Origin of the sequence: Roseisolibacter sp. H3M3-2, from assembly GCF_029211165.1 — a bacterium.
Lineage (GTDB): Bacteria > Gemmatimonadota > Gemmatimonadetes > Gemmatimonadales > Gemmatimonadaceae > Roseisolibacter.
The window spans coordinates 20,773-39,122 of the sequence record NZ_JARGEK010000006.1 but is presented as its reverse complement, the minus strand read 5'-3'; the positions used below and the strand labels follow the sequence as shown (position 1 = coordinate 39,122).

General features: G+C 74.2%; 12 protein-coding genes. 5 read left to right on the top strand and 7 right to left on the bottom strand.

Annotated elements, in window-relative coordinates; genetic code table 11:
* Positions 1-758, bottom strand: a 758-nt coding sequence (locus PYV61_RS01415; RefSeq protein WP_275827529.1) for an L-threonylcarbamoyladenylate synthase, incomplete at its 3' end; no start/stop codon positions are given.
* Positions 759-837: 79 nt separating this feature from the next.
* On the opposite strand from PYV61_RS01415, the gene PYV61_RS01410 reads away from it, so the two are divergent.
* The 4 genes from PYV61_RS01410 (at position 838) to PYV61_RS01395 (ending at position 8,353) form a co-directional block, all read left to right on the top strand.
* Positions 838-3,858 (top strand): carboxypeptidase regulatory-like domain-containing protein, encoded by a 3,021-nt coding sequence (locus PYV61_RS01410; protein WP_275827527.1) that lies wholly within the window; start codon positions 838-840, stop codon positions 3,856-3,858.
* The gene (locus PYV61_RS01405; RefSeq protein WP_275827525.1) at positions 3,855-5,321 is read left to right on the top strand and encodes a glucoamylase family protein; all 1,467 of its coding nucleotides are present in this window, start codon (positions 3,855-3,857) and stop codon (positions 5,319-5,321) included. The genes PYV61_RS01410 and PYV61_RS01405 overlap by 4 nt, the downstream gene beginning before the upstream one ends.
* A gap of 187 nt (positions 5,322-5,508) precedes the next feature.
* A complete protein-coding gene (locus PYV61_RS01400) occupies positions 5,509-7,695 on the top strand; it encodes a glycoside hydrolase family 3 N-terminal domain-containing protein (RefSeq protein WP_275827523.1) in 2,187 nt (728 codons plus the stop codon).
* Positions 7,696-7,744: 49 nt separating this feature from the next.
* Positions 7,745-8,353, top strand: a complete 609-nt coding sequence (locus PYV61_RS01395; protein ID WP_275827521.1) for a Uma2 family endonuclease — start codon at positions 7,745-7,747, stop codon at positions 8,351-8,353.
* Here PYV61_RS01395 and PYV61_RS01390 read toward each other — a convergent pair.
* The 4 genes from PYV61_RS01390 to serA all read right to left on the bottom strand — a co-directional run bounded on the left by PYV61_RS01390 (position 8,350) and on the right by serA (position 13,209).
* Positions 8,350-9,447 (bottom strand): alanine--glyoxylate aminotransferase family protein, encoded by a 1,098-nt coding sequence (locus tag PYV61_RS01390; protein WP_275827519.1) that lies wholly within the window; start codon positions 9,445-9,447, stop codon positions 8,350-8,352. The genes PYV61_RS01395 and PYV61_RS01390 overlap by 4 nt on opposite strands.
* On the bottom strand, positions 9,444-10,103 hold the full coding sequence (locus PYV61_RS01385) for an HAD-IB family phosphatase (RefSeq protein WP_275827517.1): 660 nt from the start codon (positions 10,101-10,103) through the stop codon (positions 9,444-9,446). Before PYV61_RS01385 ends, PYV61_RS01390 begins: the two co-directional genes overlap by 4 nt.
* 90 nt (positions 10,104-10,193) lie before the next feature.
* Positions 10,194-11,597: an FAD-binding oxidoreductase gene (locus PYV61_RS01380; protein ID WP_275827515.1), complete on the bottom strand. Its 1,404-nt coding sequence runs from the start codon at positions 11,595-11,597 to the stop codon at positions 10,194-10,196.
* Between the two features lie 7 nt (positions 11,598-11,604).
* A complete protein-coding gene (gene serA, locus PYV61_RS01375) occupies positions 11,605-13,209 on the bottom strand; it encodes a phosphoglycerate dehydrogenase (protein ID WP_275827513.1) in 1,605 nt (534 codons plus the stop codon).
* A gap of 499 nt (positions 13,210-13,708) precedes the next feature.
* On the opposite strand from serA, the gene PYV61_RS01370 reads away from it, so the two are divergent.
* Entirely contained in the window at positions 13,709-13,978 is a 270-nt protein-coding gene (locus PYV61_RS01370; RefSeq protein WP_275827511.1) for a hypothetical protein, read from the top strand.
* A gap of 75 nt (positions 13,979-14,053) precedes the next feature.
* On the opposite strand, the gene PYV61_RS01365 is transcribed toward PYV61_RS01370, so the two are convergent.
* Both PYV61_RS01365 and PYV61_RS01360 read right to left on the bottom strand, forming a co-directional pair.
* Positions 14,054-17,389: a hypothetical protein gene (locus PYV61_RS01365; protein ID WP_275827509.1), complete on the bottom strand. Its 3,336-nt coding sequence runs from the start codon at positions 17,387-17,389 to the stop codon at positions 14,054-14,056.
* Between the two features lie 91 nt (positions 17,390-17,480).
* Positions 17,481-18,317, bottom strand: a complete 837-nt coding sequence (locus PYV61_RS01360; protein WP_275827507.1) for a PPK2 family polyphosphate kinase — start codon at positions 18,315-18,317, stop codon at positions 17,481-17,483.
* Positions 18,318-18,350: the final 33 nt, after the last annotated feature.

The following is an 18,350-nucleotide window of genomic DNA, read 5'->3' as shown; positions in this document are numbered from 1 at the left end:
CGCGCGCCCTCGCGCGCCCCCGCCTCGACCGGCCACACCTCGGCGCGCGGCGCGTAGTGGCGCTCGACCATCCCGGGGGCGGCGCGCGGCGCGTCCACGCGGTCGGGGACGGCCCCCGGCGTCGGCGTCTCGCCGAGCACCGCGCCGATCGCCTCGGCGCCGAGCGGGCCGGGACGGAGCAGCGCCGGCCGCGCGCCGGTGAGGTCGACGACGGTGGACTCGATCCCGACGCCCGCCGGGCCGCCGTCGACGATCAGGTCGACGCGGTCGCCGAGCGCCTTGGCGACGTGGGCGGCGGTGGTGGGGGAGAGCTCGGTGAACCGGTTGGCGCTCGGGGCGGCCACGGGGAGCGCCGCGGCGCGCAGCAGCGCCAGCGCCACCGGGTGGGCGGGGACGCGCACCGCGACCGCCGGCAGCCCCGCCGTCAGCGCGTCGGGGACGTGCGGGCGCTTGGGGAGGACGAGCGTCAGCGGCCCCGGCCAGAAGGCGGCCGCCAGCCGCTCGGCGGCGTCGGGCCACGCGGCGGCGAGGGCGCGCGCGCCGTCGGCGTCGGCCGCGTGGGCGATGAGCGGGTTGTAGCTGGGCCGCCCCTTGGCGGCGAAGATGCGGCGCACCGCGTCGGCGTCGAGGGCGTGCGCGCCCAGGCCGTAGACCGTCTCGGTGGGGAAGGCGACCAGCCCGCCGGCGCGCAGCACGGCCGCCGCCTCGGCGAGGACGGCGGGGTCGGGCGCGGCGGGGTCGACGCTCCGGATCGGCATGGCGCAAAGCTAGCGGCATCGACCGTGCTGCTGACGCGCGGTCGGACCCGTCCCATCCCCGACCACCGGAGACCGCCTGATGAGGGCCATCCCGCTCCCCCGCGGCGCGCTGGTGCTGGGCGCGCTCGTCCTGCTCGGCGCGCCCGCCGCGTCGCGCGCCCAGACCGCGACCGCCAGCGTGCGCGGCTACGTCACCGGGGGTGCGGCGGCCGGCGCCGCCGGCGCCCCCGTGTCGGACGTGCAGGTGGTCGCGCGCGACGTCGCGACCAACCAGCAGCGCGGCACGCTCACCAACGCCGCCGGCTTCTACTTCATCGGCGGGCTGCGCCCCGGCCGGTGGGAGATCACGGCCCGCCGCGTCGGGCTGACGCCGCAGACGCGCGCCGTGCAGCTGCAGATCGGGCAGACGCTCGACCTGAACCTGCGCGTCAGCGAGGCGGCGGTCACCCTGTCGACGGTGACGGTGCAGGCGGAGGCCGAGGGGACGGAGGCGCGGACGTCGGAGATCAGCACGAACGTGTCGCGCGAGCAGATCCAGAACCTGCCGAACTTCGAGCGCAACTTCCTCGACATCGCGCGGCTGGCGCCCGGCATCACGTCGCAGAACGTGAACAGCACCGACAAGACGTTCGCGGCCAGCGGGCAGCCGGCCGACGCGGTGAACGTCTTCATCGACGGCGCAACGTACAAGAGCGACGTGCTGACGGGCGGGGTGGCGGGGCAGAACGCCAGCAAGGGGAATCCGTTCCCGCAGGACGCCGTGCAGGAGTTCCGGGTCATCACGCAGAACTACAAGGCGGAGTACCAGCGGGCGGGGAGCGCGATCATCACGGCCACCACGCGCAGCGGGTCGAACACCGTGGAGGCGAGCGCGTTCGGGTTCAACGTGAACAACGCGCTGGTGTCGCGCGACGCGTTCACGGCGGGGCGCAACGGGCCGCGGCCGCAGTACAAGCGGTGGCAGGCCGGCGGGAGCCTGGGCGCGCCGATCGTGCGGGACAAGCTCTTCATCTTCGGCACCTACGAGCTGAACCAGCGGACCGAGCCCGCGAACGTCCTGTTCGGGCGCGACAGCTCCTTCGCGCCCGCCGCACTTCTCGCGCAGCTGCGCCCGTACACCGGCGGCAACGCGCAGGAGTTCCGGTCGCACCTCGGCTTCGCGAAGATCACCTGGAACGCGAGCGCCGGCAGCACGGTCGACGCGAGCTTCAGCATGCGGAAGGATCACGACTTCCGCGGCTTCGGCAACCAGACGTCCTACGAGGCCCGCGAGAACCTCGACATCGACGTGATGACCGGGATCGCCAACTGGCGGCTCTCCGGGAACCGCTGGCTGAACGAGGCACAGGTCTCGACGCAGCTCTACCAGTGGAAGCCGACCTGGATCAACGGGGACCTGATCGGCCGCCAGTACAACGAGATCCTCCGCATCGGCGGCAAGGACTCGCAGCAGGACTTCGACCAGACGCGCGTCTCCCTGCGCGACGACGTCACCCGCAGCGCGGTGCAGTTCGCCGGCGACCACGTGTTCAAGTTCGGCGGCAACGTCGACTTCCTCGGATACAGCGCGATCAAGGCGCAGACCCAGAACCCGGTCTTCCGCTTCCGTCGCGACGAGCAGTACGCCAGGCCCTACGAGGCGTCCTTCGGCTTCGGCGACCCGCGCGTCGAGACCGACAACACCCAGTTCGGCTTCTACGCGCAGGACGACTGGACGATCGGCCGCCGGCTGGTGCTGAACCTCGGCCTTCGCTGGGACGCCGAGACGAACATGATCAACAACGACTACGTCACGCCGCAGGCGCTGGCGGACTCGCTGCGCGGGCCGCTGAACGCGCAGCTCTTCGTGCGGCAGACGATCCCCGACCCGGCCAACCCGGCCGGGACCACGACGCGCAACGTGCGCACGGTCGACATGCTGGGCGGGATCGAGAACTTCCTCTCGAACGGCAGCAACCGCCCGATGTACAAGAAGGCGTGGCAGCCGCGGCTCGGCGCGTCGTTCGACGTGTTCGGCGACACGCGCACGGTGCTGTTCGGCGGCTACGGGCTGTACTACGACCGCACCGTCTGGAACAACGTCCTCGACGAGCAGTTCCGCCGGCAGTTCGGCGTCTACACCGTGACCTTCCGCGGGACGCAGGCCGCCTGCGCCGCCGAGACCGACGCGGCGGTCCGCAACCGCTGCACGGCGTGGGACGAGCGGTACTACGACCCCGCCCAGCTGCGGTCGCTCACCGGGTCCGTCGGCATCCCCGAGGTGTTCCTGGTGAAGAACGACCTCGTGCCGCCCAGCACGCAGCAGTACAGCGGCGGGGTGCGGCAGGCGGTCGGGCCGACCCAGGTCACGCTGACGTACAACGGGGTGCGCGGCCGCAACTTCATGAACTTCGTCCGCGGCGCCTACACCATCGGCACGCCGGGCGCGGCGCGGCAGAACTACGCCGCCGTGTTCCTCTCGGACGACCGGGTGAAGACGTGGTACGACGCCGTCCAGCTGCAGGTGGACAAGCCGATCCGCGGCGCCGACCGGTGGGGCGGCTCCGTGGCCTACACGCTCGGGAAGTCCGAGGAGCAGGGGCAGAGCACGGACCTGTTCTGGGGCTTCGACGAGAAGTTCCCGACCGTCGCCGACCGCCCGCGCCGCCGCGCGCCCGGCGACCAGCGCCACAAGATCGTGATGAACGGCGTGTTCCGGCTCCCCGCCGACATCACCTTCTCGACGATCGTGAACCTGGCCAGCGGGATCACCGTCAACGCGGCCGACCAGACGCTCGGCACGGGGCAGTTCCAGTCGGTGACCTACACCTTCACCCCGCCCGGCCGCCCCTTCCTCGGCGTGGGGCACGTGTTCGCCTACCAGCAGGTCGACGTGCGCCTCGAGAAGGCGATCCCCGTCGCCGGCGGCAACCGCGTGAGCGTCGTCGCCGACCTGTTCAACGCGTTCAACAACGCGAACTACGGCTGCTTCAACACCACCATCCCGCCCGCCGGCCAGACGAACGCCAACTACGGGGCGCCGGGGTGCGCGGGGCTCGGCACGCGCCTCCAGCTGGGCCTCCGCTACGCGTACCGCGGCGCGGAGGGCGGCGGACGGTGAAGGGCGGGGGGAAGCGCGCGCTGGCGCTGGTCGCGGCGCTGACGATCGCGGGGGCGTGCCGGCCGGCGCCCCCGCCCGCGACGCCGGCGCCGGCACGCTACCAGCCGACCGCCGAGCAGCGGGCGTTCCTCGACACGCTCGGCCGCCGGACCTTCGACTGGTTCTGGGACACCACGAACCCGCGCAACGGGCTCACCCCCGACCGCTGGCCGACGAAGTCGTTCTCGTCGGTGGCGGCGGTCGGCTTCGCGCTCACGGCGTATCCGGTGGGCGTCGAGCGCGGCTGGGTCACGCGCGAGCAGGCGCGCGAGCGCGTGCTGACGACGCTGCGCTTCTTCCGCGACGCGCCGCAGGGGCCCGCGTCCACCGGCGTCACCGGGCACCGCGGCTTCTTCTACCACTTCCTCGACATGGAGACGGGCCTGCGCTTCCGGCAGGTCGAGCTCTCCACGATCGACACGGCGCTGCTGCTCGCCGGCGCGCTCACGTGCCGCGAGTACTTCGACCGCGCCGAGCCGGGCGACCTGGAGGTGCGCGCGCTCGCCGACTCGATCTACCGGCGGGTCGACTGGGCGTGGGCGCAGGCGGGGCGGCCGCTGGTGAGCATGGGGTGGCACCCCGAGAAGCTGCCGCGCAACCAGGACGCGAACGGCTTCATCCTCGCGAACTGGAAGGGCTACATGGAGGCGATGCTCCTCTACGTGCTCGCCCTCGGCTCCCCGACGCACCCGCTCCCCGACGGCGCGTGGGAGCGGTGGGCGGCGACGTACCAGTGGGACACGTTCCACGGGCAGGAGTTCGTCCAGTTCGGCCCCCTGTTCGGGCACCAGTACTCGCACGTCTGGATCGACTTCCGCGGGATCCAGGACCCGTACATGCGCGGGCGCGGGATCGACTACCACGAGAACTCGCGGCGCGCCACGCTCTCGCAGCGGCAGTACGCGATCGACAACCCGGGCGGCTGGCGCGACTACTCCGCCGAGGTGTGGGGGCTGACGGCGAGCGACGGCCCGCTCGACTCGACGCTCACCATCGACGGGCGCCAGCGCCGCTTCCACACCTACTGGGCGCGCGGCGCGGGGAAGGACGAGATCACCGACGACGGCACGATCGTCCCCACCGCCGCCGGCGGCTCGATCGCCTTCGCGCCGGAGGTGGTGATCCCGTCGCTGCTCGCGATGCGGAAGCGCTACGGCGACGACCTGTTCCAGCGCTACGGCTTCCTCGACTCGTTCAACCCGACGCTGCGCGAGCCGGGGCCGCGGCTGCAGCACGGACGCATCGTGCCCGGCAAGGGGTGGTTCGACGGCGACTACCTGGGCATCGACCAGGGGCCTATCATCGCGATGCTGGAGAACCAGCGCTCGGAGCTGGTGTGGCGGCTGATGCGCAAGAATCCGTACGTGATCCGCGGGCTGTGTCGGGCGGGGTTCAGCGGAGGGTGGATCGATGGGAAGTGCTGAGAGGGAGAGCGTCGAGCGTGGAGCGTCGAGCGTCGAGCGGATGCCCCTCGACGCTCGACGCTCGACGCTCGCCGGCCTGCTGCTGGCGGCGTGCCTAGCGACGTCGGTTGCGGGGGCGCAATCGCCGACCGCGACACGCCTCACCTCTCCTCGCGCGCAGAGGGTCGCCGACTCGCTCCTCGCGCTCATGACGCTCGAGGAGAAGCTCGGCCAGCTCACCATGTTCCCCGGCGCCTCCGGGCAGACGGGGCCCGCGGTGCCGCCGGCCGCCGACTCGGCGGTGCGGGCGGGGGCGATCGGGTCGTTCCTCAGCATCTGGTCGGTGCGCGACACGCGGCGGTTGCAGGGGCTCGCGCTGCAGTCGCGGCTGAAGATCCCGCTCGTGTTCGCGTACGACGTGATCCACGGGTGGCGCACGGTCTTCCCCGTGCCGCTCGGGATGGCGGCGACCTTCGACTCGGCGGGCACGGCGCAGGCGGCGCGCATCGCGGCCGTCGAGGCGGCGGCGGCGGGGGTGCACTGGACCTTCGCGCCGATGGTCGACATCGCGCGCGACCCGCGCTGGGGGCGCATCGTCGAGGGGGCGGGGGAGGACCCGTACCTCGGCAGCGTGCTGGCGGCGGCGCAGGTGGTCGGCTTCCAGGGCGACCGCGGGCAGCTCGCCGGCGCCGCGCCGCCGCCGACCGACGTGCTGCTCGCCACGCCCAAGCACTTCGCCGGCTACGGCTTCGCCGAGGGGGGGCGCGACTACAACACCGTCGAGCTGACCGAGCGCACGCTGTGGGACGTCGTCATGCCGCCGTTCGAGGCGGCGATCCGCGCCGGCGCGGCGACGATCATGGCGTCGTTCAACGAGATCGGCGGCACGCCCGCGCACGCCAGCCGCTGGCTGCTGCAGGACGTGCTGCGCGACCGGTGGCGCTTCGGCGGGCTGGTGGTGAGCGACTGGACGGGCGTGGCCGAGCTGATCCCGCACGGCCTCGGAGACTCGGCCACCGTCGCCGGGCGCGCGATCCGCGCCGGCGTCGACGTCGAGATGTCGAGCACCCTGTACCGCAGCACGCTGGCGGCCGAGATCCGCGCCGGGCGCGTGCCGATCGCGGCGGTGGATTCGGCGGTCGTGCGGCTGCTGCGCGCGAAGCACGCGCTCGGGCTGTTCGACGACCCGTACCGCTACTCCGACAGCACGCGCGAGCGTCGGGTGCTGCTGACCGCCGAGCACCGGCGGGCGGCGCGCGAGATCGCGCGCAGGGCGATCGTCCTGCTGGAGAACCGCGCCACCGGCGGCGCGCCGACGCTCCCGCTGCGCAAGGCGCTGCGCACGGTGGCCGTGATCGGCCCGCTCGCCGACGACCCGAAGTCGGCGCTCGGCAACTGGTGGGGCGCCGGGAAGCCGGAGGACGTCGTGAGCCCGCTCGCCGGGCTGCGGCGCGCGCTCCCGAACGCGCGGATCACCCACGTCCGCGGCGCGCCGGCCGACACGACGGACACGACCGGCTTCGCCGCCGCGCGCGCCGCGGCCCGCGACGCCGAGGCGGTGGTGCTGGTGCTCGGCGAGCGGCAGGACATGAGCGCCGAGGCGTCGAGCCGCGCGTCGATCGAGCTGCCGGGGGCGCAGCTGGCGCTCGCGCGCGCCGTGCTGCAGGCGGCGCGCGCGTCGAGTCCGGCCAAGCCGGTGGTGACGGTGCTGCTCAACGGGCGCCCGTTGGCGGTGCCGTGGCTCGCCGACAGCATGCCCGCGCTCGTGGAGAGCTGGTTCCTCGGCGTCGAGCACGGGAACGCGCTGGCCGACGTGCTGCTCGGCGACGCCGACCCTGGCGGGCGGCTCCCGGTGACGGTGCCGCGCGCGACGGGGCAGGTGCCGATCTACTACAACCACAAGCTCACCGGCCGCCCCGCCAACGCGAACAACCACTACACGAGCAAGTACATCGACCTGCCGTGGACGCCGCTCTACCCGTTCGGCTTCGGGCGGAGCTACGCGACCTTCGCGTACTCCGACCTGCGCGTGCCGGCGACGGGGCGCACGGCCGACTCGCTGGTGGTGAGCGTCACCGTCGCCAACACGTCGTCGCGCGCGGGCGACGAGGTGGTGCAGCTGTACGTGCGCGACGACGCGGGGAGCGTCACGCGGCCGGTGCGCGAGCTCAAGGGGTTCCAGCGCGTCACGCTCGGCGCCGGCGAGCGGCGCACGGTGCGCTTCACGCTGAAGCCCGAGCACCTCGCGTTCACCGCGCTCGACATGCGCCGCGTGGTGGAGCCGGGGGCGTTCACCGTGTGGGCGGGGGGCAGCTCGGCGGCGACGCTTGAGGGGCGGTTCCGGTTGAGCGGGGACACGGTCGTGGTCGCCCCCGCGCCGCCGCCGTACCGCTGATCCCCCGGCCGAGTTGCCGGGAGCGGCCGGCCGAGCGTATGGTGGGGACATGACGACCCCCGAGCGCTTCATCACGCCGCAGGAGTACCTCCGCCTCGAGCGCGCGGCGGAGGCCCGGAGCGAGTACTATCGCGGTCGGGTCTATGCCATGAGCGGCGCGAGCCGGCAGCACGCCCGGATCGTGCTCAACCTGGGCGTCGCCCTCCACGGACAGCTCGCCGGTGGCGCCTGCGAGCCCTTCGTCGCCGACCTTCGCACGAAGGTGCGAGCGAGCGGCTTCTATACGTACCCGGACGTCGTCGTCAGCTGCGGCGATGCCGAGACGGAGGACGAGCTCCGGGACACGCTGCTCAATCCGGCGCTGATCGTCGAGGTGTTGTCGCCCTCGACCGAGGCGTACGATCGCGGCGAGAAGTTCGCGCTATATCGCGAGCTGGACACCCTGCGCACGTACGTCCTCGTCGCCCAGGACCGCCCCCACGTCGAGGTCTTCGAGCGCGAGGGCGACCGCTGGATGCTGCGCGAGGTCTCGGGAATCGACGCCACGCTCGACCTCCCGACGATCGGCGCGTCGGTGCCGCTGCGCGAGCTGTACGCCCGCGTCGAATGGCCCGAGAACCCACCGCTCCGCGTCGTCCGCGAGGAGGCGCTGGTCTAGCGCTTCAGCAGCTCGGCCAGCGCGTCCTCGGTCGCGTCGAGGCACGCCGCCAGCCGGTCGGGGGTGTGGTCCCCCATGTGGCCGACGCGGAAGGTGCGCGCCTTCACCTTGCCGTAGCCGCTGCCGAGCACGAAGCCGCGCTGCTTGACCGCGCGCACCACGTCGTCGCCGGTGATCCCGTCGGGGACCGTCACCGCCGTGACCGTCGGCGAGCGGTGTCCCGCCGGCGCCAGGATCCCGATCCCGAACCGCTCCGCGCGCTCGTCCACCCAGCGGTGCGTCTGCGCGGCCAGCGCCGCGTGGCGCGCCCACCGCGCCGGCATCGACTCGGCGACGATCCGCCCCAGCTGCACCTCGGCGGCGTAGAGCAGCGAGGTCGCGGGCGTGTTGGGCGTCTGGTTCTTCCGGACGTACTCCTCGAACTCGGCGAGGTCGAAGTAGAGCCCGCGCGCGGTCGCCCGCGTCACGTTCGCCATGTACGCCTCCGACGCGACCGCGAACGCGAGCCCGGGCGGCATCGCCAGCGCCTTCTGCGACCCGGTGAGCGCGAAGTCGAGCGACCAGTCGTCGAACCGCAGCTCGGCGCCGCCCACCCCCGTCACGCTGTCGACCAGGCACGGCACCCCGTGCTCGGCCGCCGTCGCGCGGATCGCGCGCACGTCGTGCAGCGCCCCCGTCGACGTCTCCGAGTGCACGACGGTCATCGCCGAGTAGCGGCGCGCGCGCAGGCGGGCGGCCACGTCGTCGGGGGTGGTGATCCCCCCCGGCGCCACCTCCAGCACGTCGAGCTCGCGGTCGGTCTGCCGCACGATCTGCGCGAACCGCTCGCTGAACGCGCCGTTGACGACCGAGAGGATCGGCCCCTGCGGCACGCCGCGCACCGCGGCCTCCATCAGCCCCGTGGCCGACGACGACGAGACGAACACCGGGCGCGCGGTGTCGAAGACGACGCGCAGCCCGTCCTGCAGGCGCGCGAACATCCCCTCGAACTCCCTGCCGCGGTGCGCGATCATCGGGCGCGTCATCGCGGCCAGCACCTCGGGGCGGACCTCGGTGGGGCCGGGGAGGAAGAAGGTGCCGAACGGGGTCGTCATGGGTCGGTCATGAGGAGGTCGACGAGCGCCTCGAACGAGGGCACCTCGTGCTGCGCGGCCCGCACGACGGCGTCGCGCCGCGCGAAGCCGGTGAACGCGGCGAGGGCGTCGCACGCCCCGCCCATCGCGACGTCGGTCGAGCCGTCGCCCACCGCCAGCGCGGGGCGCGGCATCCCCGCCGCCAGCGCGTCGGCCACCACGCGCCGCTTCCCGTCCTGCGTGGCCAGCGGCGAGCCGGCGTCGTACGACCAGTAGCCGCCGCCCCCGTCGAGCACGACGTCGACGGCGTGCACGTCGGCCAGCGCGAACCCGAGCTCGCGCGCCACCGGCCAGATGGCCTGCCGGATCCCGCCGCTCACGAGCGCGAGGCGCACCCCCTCGCCGCGCAGGAACTCGATCGCCCCCACCGCGTCGGGCGCCAGCGCGTCGGCGTACGCCCGCGCCAGCCCCGCCAGGTCGTCGCGCCCGGGGCGCACCAGCGCCAGCCGCTCGCCGTACACCGCGTCGAGCGGGATCTCCCCGCGCATCGCGCGCTCCGTCGCCTCCGCCACGCGCGCGGCGACGTCCGGCCCGCGCCGCTCGGCGAGCCAGTCGATCCCCTCGACGCCGCAGAGGGTCGAGTCGACATCGAGGAACAACGACGCGAAGCGAGGCATGCGATGGTGTGGGGGGCGCTGCGGGCTGCGGGCTGCGGGCTGCGGGCTGCGGGTTCTCGGTCGAATCCGCAGCCCGCAGCCCGCCGCGGTTCACGGTGCGAAGACGTTCCCCGGCGCCAGGATCCCCTTCGGGTCGAGCGCGAGCTTCGTCGCCTGCATGAGCGCAAACTGCTCCGGCGACAGCTGCAGCGGCAGCCACCGGCGCTTGAGCTTCCCGATCCCGTGCTCCGCCGCCACCGTGCCGCCCATCGACAGGACGTGCCGCAGGGTCGCGTCGACGGCGCGCTCGATCGTCTCCAACTCGTGCGGGTCGTGCGCCAGGAAGTGCTGGTGCGGGTGCCCGTTGCCGGCGTGGCCGAAGGTGCCCACCGGCGCGACGCCGAAGGTCGCGGCGATCGCGTTCGCCGCCTCCAGCGCCTCGCGCAGCCGCGGGTACGGGACGGCCCAGTCGGTCGACACCTTGCGCCCGCCCTGCGCGCGGAAGCGCGCCGCGCGCTCGTTGAGCGTCGCCGGCACCGCGTGGCGCATGCGGCGCGCCTGGTGCAGGTTCGCCTCCCCCTCGAACACCTGGATGTCGTCGGCCAGCACGTCGTGCGCCTCGGCGAGCGCGAGCCAGGCGTCCAGCGGCGGCTCGGCGTCGCCGAACGACTCCTCCTCGGTGTAGACGTACGCGCGCGCGTCCTGCCCCCACGTCCCGCCGACGAAGTCGCGCGCGATCGCGAACGCCTGCTCGTCGAGGTACTCGAGGCAGCGCGGGTTCACCCCCGCCACCCCCGCGTCGCGCGCCGCGCGGGCGGCGGCGATGAAGCCGAGCGCCGACGCGGCGGTGGGGAAGGGGAGGCCGAGCCCCGTCACGGCGGTCGGCAGCGGCAGCAGCCGCAGCTCCGCCTCCAGCACGACGCCGAGCGTCCCCTCGCTCCCCACGAACCAGTCGAGCAGGTCGTGCACCGGCGCGTAGCCGGCGACGTTCTTCTCCATCGCGGGGCGCCGCAGCTCCAGCACGCGCCCGTCGGCCAGCGCCACCGTGAGGCCGAGCACGTGCGGGCGCGTCGCGCCGTACTTGAGCGACCGCGCGCCGCTCGAGTTGCAGGCGATCGAGCCGCCGAGCGTGGACTCCTCCTCGCTGGTCGGGTCGGGGGCGAAGAGCAGCCCGTGCGCCGCGGCCGCGCGCTTCACGTCGCCGAGCAGCGCGCCCGGCTGCACGCGCATCGTGCGCGCGGCGGGGTCGAGGTCGAGCACGCGGTCCATCGTACGCAGCGACAGCACGATCCCGCGGTCGGCGATCGACCCGCCGACGTAGCTGGTCTGCGCGCCGGCGGCGGTGACGGGCGTGCCGGCGGCGTGCGCCTCGCGCAGCAGCGCGACCACCGCGTCGGCCGAGTCGGGGCGCGCCACCGCCTCGGGGACCAGCCGCAGCCCCGAGGCGTCCTGCGCGAACCCCTCGCGGATCGCGGGGTCGGTGACGAGCGCCGGCGCGGTCACGGGAGGCGACACCGGGCGCTCACTCGCCGCGGAACCGCACCACCGACGCGCCCTGCACGTCGGGGAGCTCGCACAGCCGCTGCCGCACCGACGCGTCCACCTTGCCGTCGACCGAGATCACGGCCAGCGCCTCGCCCCCCTGCGCCAGGCGCGCCTGGTGGTACTCGGCGATGTTGACCCCCGCGTCGCCGAGCAGCGTGCCGACGCGGCCGATGACGCCGGGGACGTCGCGGTTGGTGAGCACGATCAGCGACTGGCGCGGGTTCACGTCGACGTGGAAGGCGCCGATGCGCGTGAGGCGCGGCGCGCCCTCGTTCGGGGCGGCGCCGGCGACCGTCAGCTCCTGCATCGCGCCGCGCAGCGACACCTCGATCGCGCTCGGCGCCAGCGTGCCGCTCTCGCCGGCGGTGAGCTCAAGCCCGCGCGCCTCGGCGAGGGCGCGCGCGTTGATCAGGTTGAGGCGGTCGTGCTCGACCACCCCCTCGACCGCGCCCAGCGCGGCGGCGCTGAGGAGGAGCTGCTGCCCGCCGGCCACCGCGCTCCCGCAGCGCACCGTCAGCCGCTGCACCGCGCGCACCCCCATGTCGGCCAGGATCGCCCGCGCGACCGCGGCGGCGCGCCGCGCGACCAGCATCGCCGGCTGCAGCTCCCCCCACCCGCCGGCCGCCGCGGCGACGTTCATCGACCGCGACAGCTCGCCGCGCAGGAGCGCGTCGCGCACCGCGGCGCAGACGTCGACGGCGACGTTGCGCTGCGCCTCGGCGGTGTTGGCGCCGACGTGCGGGGTGAGCACCACGTTGGGCGCGTGGCGCAGCGGGTGGTCGGCGGCCAGCGGCTCGGCGGCGAACACGTCGAGCACCGCGCCCTTGAGGTGCCCCGCCTCGAGCGCGGCCTGCAGCGCCGCGTCGTCGACGATCCCGCCGCGCGCCAGGTTGCAGACGATCGCCCCGGCGCGCAGCCGCGCCAGCTCGCGCCGCCCGATCATCCCCTGTGTCTCGTCGGTGAGCGGGGTGTGGACGGTGACGATGTCCGCCTCGTCGAGCAGGTCGTCGAGCGACGCCGCCCGGCGCACGCGCAGCGCGCCGAAGCGCGCGTCGGCGACGTAGGGGTCGTACGCCACCAGCTCCATCCCGAAGGCGTGGGCGCGGACCGCCACCTCGCCGCCGATGCGCCCGAGCCCGACGATGCCGAGCGTCTTCCCCTTGAGTTCGGCGCCCATGAGCGCGCCGCGGTCCCAGCGGCCGGCGCGCATCGACTCCCAGGCCTTCCCGAGCTGCCGCAGGAGTCCGATCGTGGTGCCGAAGAAGAGCTCGGCGACCGCGACCGTGTTGCCCGCCGGCGCGTTGATGACGGCGACGCCGAGCTCGGTGGCGACGTCCATGGCCACGTTGTCGACGCCGACGCCGGCCCGCCCGACCACCCGCAGCCGCGTCGCGTGCCTGAGCAGCTCGGCGCTGATCTTGGTCGCGCTCCGGCCGATGATCGCGTCGTACTCGCCGATCCGCTCGAGCAGCGTCGCCGGCGGCAGGGTGGGGACCTCGTCCACCCGCAGCTGGGGCTCGGCTTCGAGGAGCGCGACGCCGTCGCGGTCGATGTCGTCGGTGACGAGGACGCGGTAGGGCACGGAGGGGCCGGTTGACGTGAGGCCGACGGGGAGGGCGACGTGCGGATGACCCGTTGCGCGCGGCGCCACCCCGCCCCAAGGTAGCGACCCCTGAGGGCTGGCCCCATCCTTTCCGCCCCCGCCGGTCGTCGGGGGGCGGATCGCGGCTCGGCTCGTCACCCCGCGGAGACGTGGTGTGACGCGCGACACGGACGGCACCGTCCGGTTCGTCTGGAGGGACGCCCGCGGTACGTAACGTGCCCGCAACTCCGACGCAGGACGAGCGCGGCGCCGCCAGTCGGACGCCGTCGCTCCTTCATGGAGTCCCGATCACATGCATTCGTCCGATCACACGGGCGCTCGCGCCTCCGCGGCCGGCGGGTCCCGTGTTTCCACTGCGGGGTCCTCGTGGCCCCAGGCGTCAGCGCCGACCGTCGCCGAGGTCGACCGTGAATCCATTGCCGATGCGCGCACCGAGCGCGAGCGACCCCTCGCCCGCGCCACCGAGGCGCCGCGTCGCGTGAACACGCATCCGGACGCCCCCGATCCGCACCACCCGAGCTTCCTCGCCCGCGACTCCGTCCGCCGCGTCTTCGACGAGCGGACGGGGGAGGAGTGGCGGGTCTCGGAGCGCGACGCCCGCCACATCCCCGGCGCCCGCGGCACGCGGTGCCTGGTCTTCGACGGGGAAGGGATCGTGCGCCGCGTGTGGCGGTTCCCGGCCGACTGGCCGACGCTGCCGGCGGCGACGCTGCTGGGGCTGATGGACGCGCATCCGCTGCACGACTGACCGAACGCACCGCGGGCTGCGGGCCGCGGATTCGAACCCGCAGCCCGCAGCCCGCAGCGTCGTACCGAGGGGAGGTCAGCGTCGGTCGCGGCCCGGCTCCTCCTCGTCCTCGCCGCCGAACACCGGCCCGGCGCCGTCCGTCCCGTTCACGCGCTCGACGCGCAGCGGGACGCGCGTGGTCTGGCCGTTGATGGTCACCGCCACCATGTAGGTGCCCGTCGGGACGAAGGCCGCGCCGCCGCCGCCGAAGCCGCCGCCGCCCTGGCCCCGGCCGCGGTTCGCCGCCTGGATCGCCTGGAAGACCTGCATCAGCCCCGCCTGGTCCATGCCGCAGGCGCGCGCGGCCGCCGCGGCGCCCTTCGACGCGCCCTCGCCGCGCGCGGCGCCGACGCGCGCCCGCTTCGGCGCGGACTCACCCGGACGCTCCACGAAGCGCGGGTAGCCGACCGGCGTGACGGTGCCGCGCGCGTTCGCGCCGCCGCCCCCGCCCCCGCCGCCGCCCCCGCCGCCGGCCACGCCGAACTGCGCGGCGAGCTGCTGCAGCGCCTGCTGGCCGCCGGTCGCGGCCGCCTTGATGCGATCCGCCATCGCCGCCGGGACGACCTTCTCGTTCACCAGCGAGTCCACGATGGCGATCGTGCGGCGCACGTTGTCGATCGAGTCGCGGCGCTCGGCCGGCGACAGGGTGCGCGTGGCCGGACGGCCGCGCATGTCCCACAGGATCGTGTGCACGCCCGGCGCGTTCGGCGCGTTCGCGAAGGCGCGCAGCGTGTCGCCCATCGGACCCAGCACGGCGACGCGCACCGGGCCGTCGACCTTCGTGCCCGGCGCGATCCGGTACGACACCAGCGCGCCGTACGCCGGGCTCGGCGCGGCCCACCACTGGTTGCCGGTGCTGTGGCCCTCCATCGGCTGCTCGCCGTACTGCAGCGCCGTCTTCGGCGTGAACACGTGCGTCGCCTTCGCGAGCGTCGCCGCGCTCATCTCCTGCAGCGGCGCCACGTCGACGATCCAGATCGCGCGCCCGTGCGTGCCCGCGATCAGCTCGCGCTCGCGCGGGTGGACGCGCAGGTCGTGCACCGGCACCGTCGGCAGCCCGCTCATGAACTTCGACCACGACCCGCCGCGGTCGAGCGACACGTACACGCCGACGTCCGTGCCCACGTACAGCAGGTCCGGGTTCACCGGGTCCTCGCGGATCACGTGCGCGAAGTTCGGCCCGCCCGTCGGAAGGTTCGCCGCGATCGAGCGGAAGGTGCGCCCGCCGTCGCGCGTCATGTAGACGTACGGCGCGAAGTCGCCGCGGCGGTGGTTGTCGAACGTGACGTAGAAGACCGACGTGTCCTTCCAGCTCGGCTCGATGCGGCTGACGTAGGTGCCGGCCGGCACGCCCGCGAAGCGGCCCGTGAGGTCCGTCCACGTGGCGCCGTCGTTCGGGCTGACCCACACCTTGCCGTCGTCGGTGCCGGCGTACAGGCGCCCGGCCTGCACCGGCGACTCGTTTAGCGACACGATCGTGCTGAACGTCTCGGCGCCCGTGGCGTCGGGCGTGATGCCGCCCGTCGTGCGCGTCGAGACGCGGATCTTCTCGGCGTCCTTCGTCGTCAGGTCGGGCGAGATGAAGTACAGGGCGTTGCCGCGGTCCGTGCTCTTGAGCACGCGGTTGGCCGCGCTGTAGAACACCCGCGGGTTGTGCCACGACAGGAAGAACGGCGTGTTCCAGTTCCAGCGGATGTCGTACTCCGACGAGTCGGCGCGCTGGCGCTGGCGGAACGCCTCCAGGCGGCGGCGCTGCTCGGCCGTCATCGGGCGCGTCGTGTCGGGGCGCTCGGTGAGGATCGAGTCCTCCCACTGCATGTAGCGGCCGCGCCACTGCGGCTTCACGAGCGGCGTGCGCTCGCCCGTCGCCATGTCGATGCGCGCCATGTTGCCGCCCTGCGACTCGGCGTACACCGTGTTCGGGTCGGTCGGGTCCTGCGCGGTGACGAAGCCGTCGCCGCCGTTCACCGTCGCCCACATCGCGTTGGTGATCGCGCCGCCGCGGCGCCGCGACGGGCCGCACCACGAGCCGTTGTCCTGCAGCCCGCCGCACACGCGGTACGGCACCGCCATGTCGTAGCTGATGTTGTAGAACTGCCCGATCGGGAGGTGGTTGAGCATGTTGTAGCTCCCGCCCCGGTCGTAGCTGATGGCGACGCCGCCGTCGTTGCCGACGACCACGCGCTGCGGGTCCGCCGGGTCGATCCACATCGCGTGGTGGTCGACGTGGATGCCCACGGTCGCGTTGCGCGCGTTCTTGCCGCCCTCGTCGGAGACCTTGACCGGCGTCGACGACCAGTAGACGCGGTTCGGGTTCTTCGGGTCGACGCGCACCTGCGAGTAGTAGAACGGGCGCACGTTCTCGTTGTTCGTGCGCTCCCACGTCGCGCCGCCGTCGGCGGAGCGGTACAGGCCGGAGGGGCGCGTCTGCGCCTTCTTCCCCTTCTCGGCGTTGGGCATCGTGTCCGCCTCGACCATCAGGTACATCACCTTCGGGTCGCTGGCGGCGATGGCGATCTCGAGGCGGCCGAGCGCGCTGGCGGGGAGCCCGCCCCCCTTCACCTGCGTCCACGACTTGCCGGCGTCGGTCGACTTCCAGAGCGCCGAGCCGGGGCCGCCCGACTTGAGGAAGTACGGCCCGCGCACGCGCTCGTAGCTGGCCGCCCACACGACGTCCGGGTTGGTCGGGTCGAGCTCGACGTCGACGAAGCCGGCCTTGTCGCCGACCGACTTGGCGACCGCCCACGTCTTCCCGCCGTCGGTGGTCTTGTACAGCCCGCGCTCCCCGCCGCTCCGCCACGCCGGCCCGAGCGCCGCGACGTAGGCGACGTTGGCGTCGCGCGGGTCGACGACGATGCGGCCGATGTGCTCCGACTGCGGCAGCCCGAGGAAGGCCCACGAGCGCCCGCCGTCGGTCGACTTGTAGACGCCGCACCCGGGGGAGATCGAGTTGCGCGAGTTCGGCTCGCCGGTGCCGGCGTAGACGACGTTGGTGTCGCTCGGGGCGATCGCGAGGTCGCCCATCGAGATGCACCGCTGGTCGTCGAAGACCGGGCGGAAGGTCGTGCCGTTGTTGGTGGTCTTCCAGATGCCGCCGGCGGCGGTGGCGACGTAGAACGTCTTGGACGGCGACGGCAGCCCCTCCACGTCGGCGACGCGGCCGCCCATGTTGGCCGGGCCGATGGGACGCCACCGGAGCGCCGACAGCACCGTCGTGTCGACGGCCGACGCCTGGGCGGCGGACCCGCCCGCGGCGGCGCTCGCGGCGCCGGCTGGCCCGTCCTTGGTGACCGGCTGCGCGCCGGCCGGCGGGGCGAGGGCGCCCGTCAGCGCGAGGCCGGCGAGCGAGGGGAGGAGACGCGGGACGCGCATGCGCGGGGCGGATGGGGGGTGACGGCAGCCCGAGTTGACGGAACGTCAACAGGTCGAGGCGTCACCACGCTGCGCGCGGGGCCGCCCCGCGTCAATCGCCGGGCGCGCCGCCGGCCAGCCGCGCCCGCGCCGCCTCCACGTCGAACGCGGCCTCGGGGACCCGCAGCCCGAGCGCGTCGAGCTCCCGCACCAGCGTGCGCGCGATCAGGAGGTCGCGGACCTTCTTGTCGTCGGCCGGCACCACGAACCAGGGCGCGGCGGCCGTGCCGCAGCGGGCGATCGCGTCGCGGTAGGCGTCGGTGTAGGCGTCCCACGCGTCGCGGTCGTCGAGGTCCGCGGGGTCGAACTTCCACCGCTTGGCCGGGTCGTCAAGCCGCTCCAGGAGCCGCTTCCGCTGCTCGGCGCGCGAGACGTGGAGCATGAACTTGAGCACCCGCACCCCGGCGGCGGCGAGGAGCTCCTCGAAGGCGACGATCTGCGCGAAGCGCGCGCGCCACGCGGCCTCGGGGACGAGCCCGCGCACCCGCGCCACGAGGACGTCCTCGTAGTGCGAGCGGTTGAACACGCCGAGGTAGCGCCGCGCCGGCACCTCGCGGTGCACGCGCCAGAGGAAGTCGTGCGCCAGCTCGCGCGCGGTGGGCGCCGAGAAGCCGGCGACGTGGAGCCCGAGCGGGGAGCAGCCGCGGAAGACGCGCCGGATCGCGCCGTCCTTCCCCGACGCGTCGCGCCCCTGGAGCACGACCAGCACGGCGTGGCGGCCGTCGGCGTAGAGCGCCTGCTGCCGGTCGCCGAGCGCGTCGGCCGCCTCGTCGATGGCGTCGGCGAGCGCCGACTTGCCGCGCGGGAGCCCGTCGGGGGGCGCCGCCTCGGCGTCGGCGAGGGCGGGGGCGGTGCCGGGGCGGATCGGGTCGAGCGCGAGGTCGGCCATGCGGGGGCGGGTCGGGGGGCGCGCCCGCGCGGT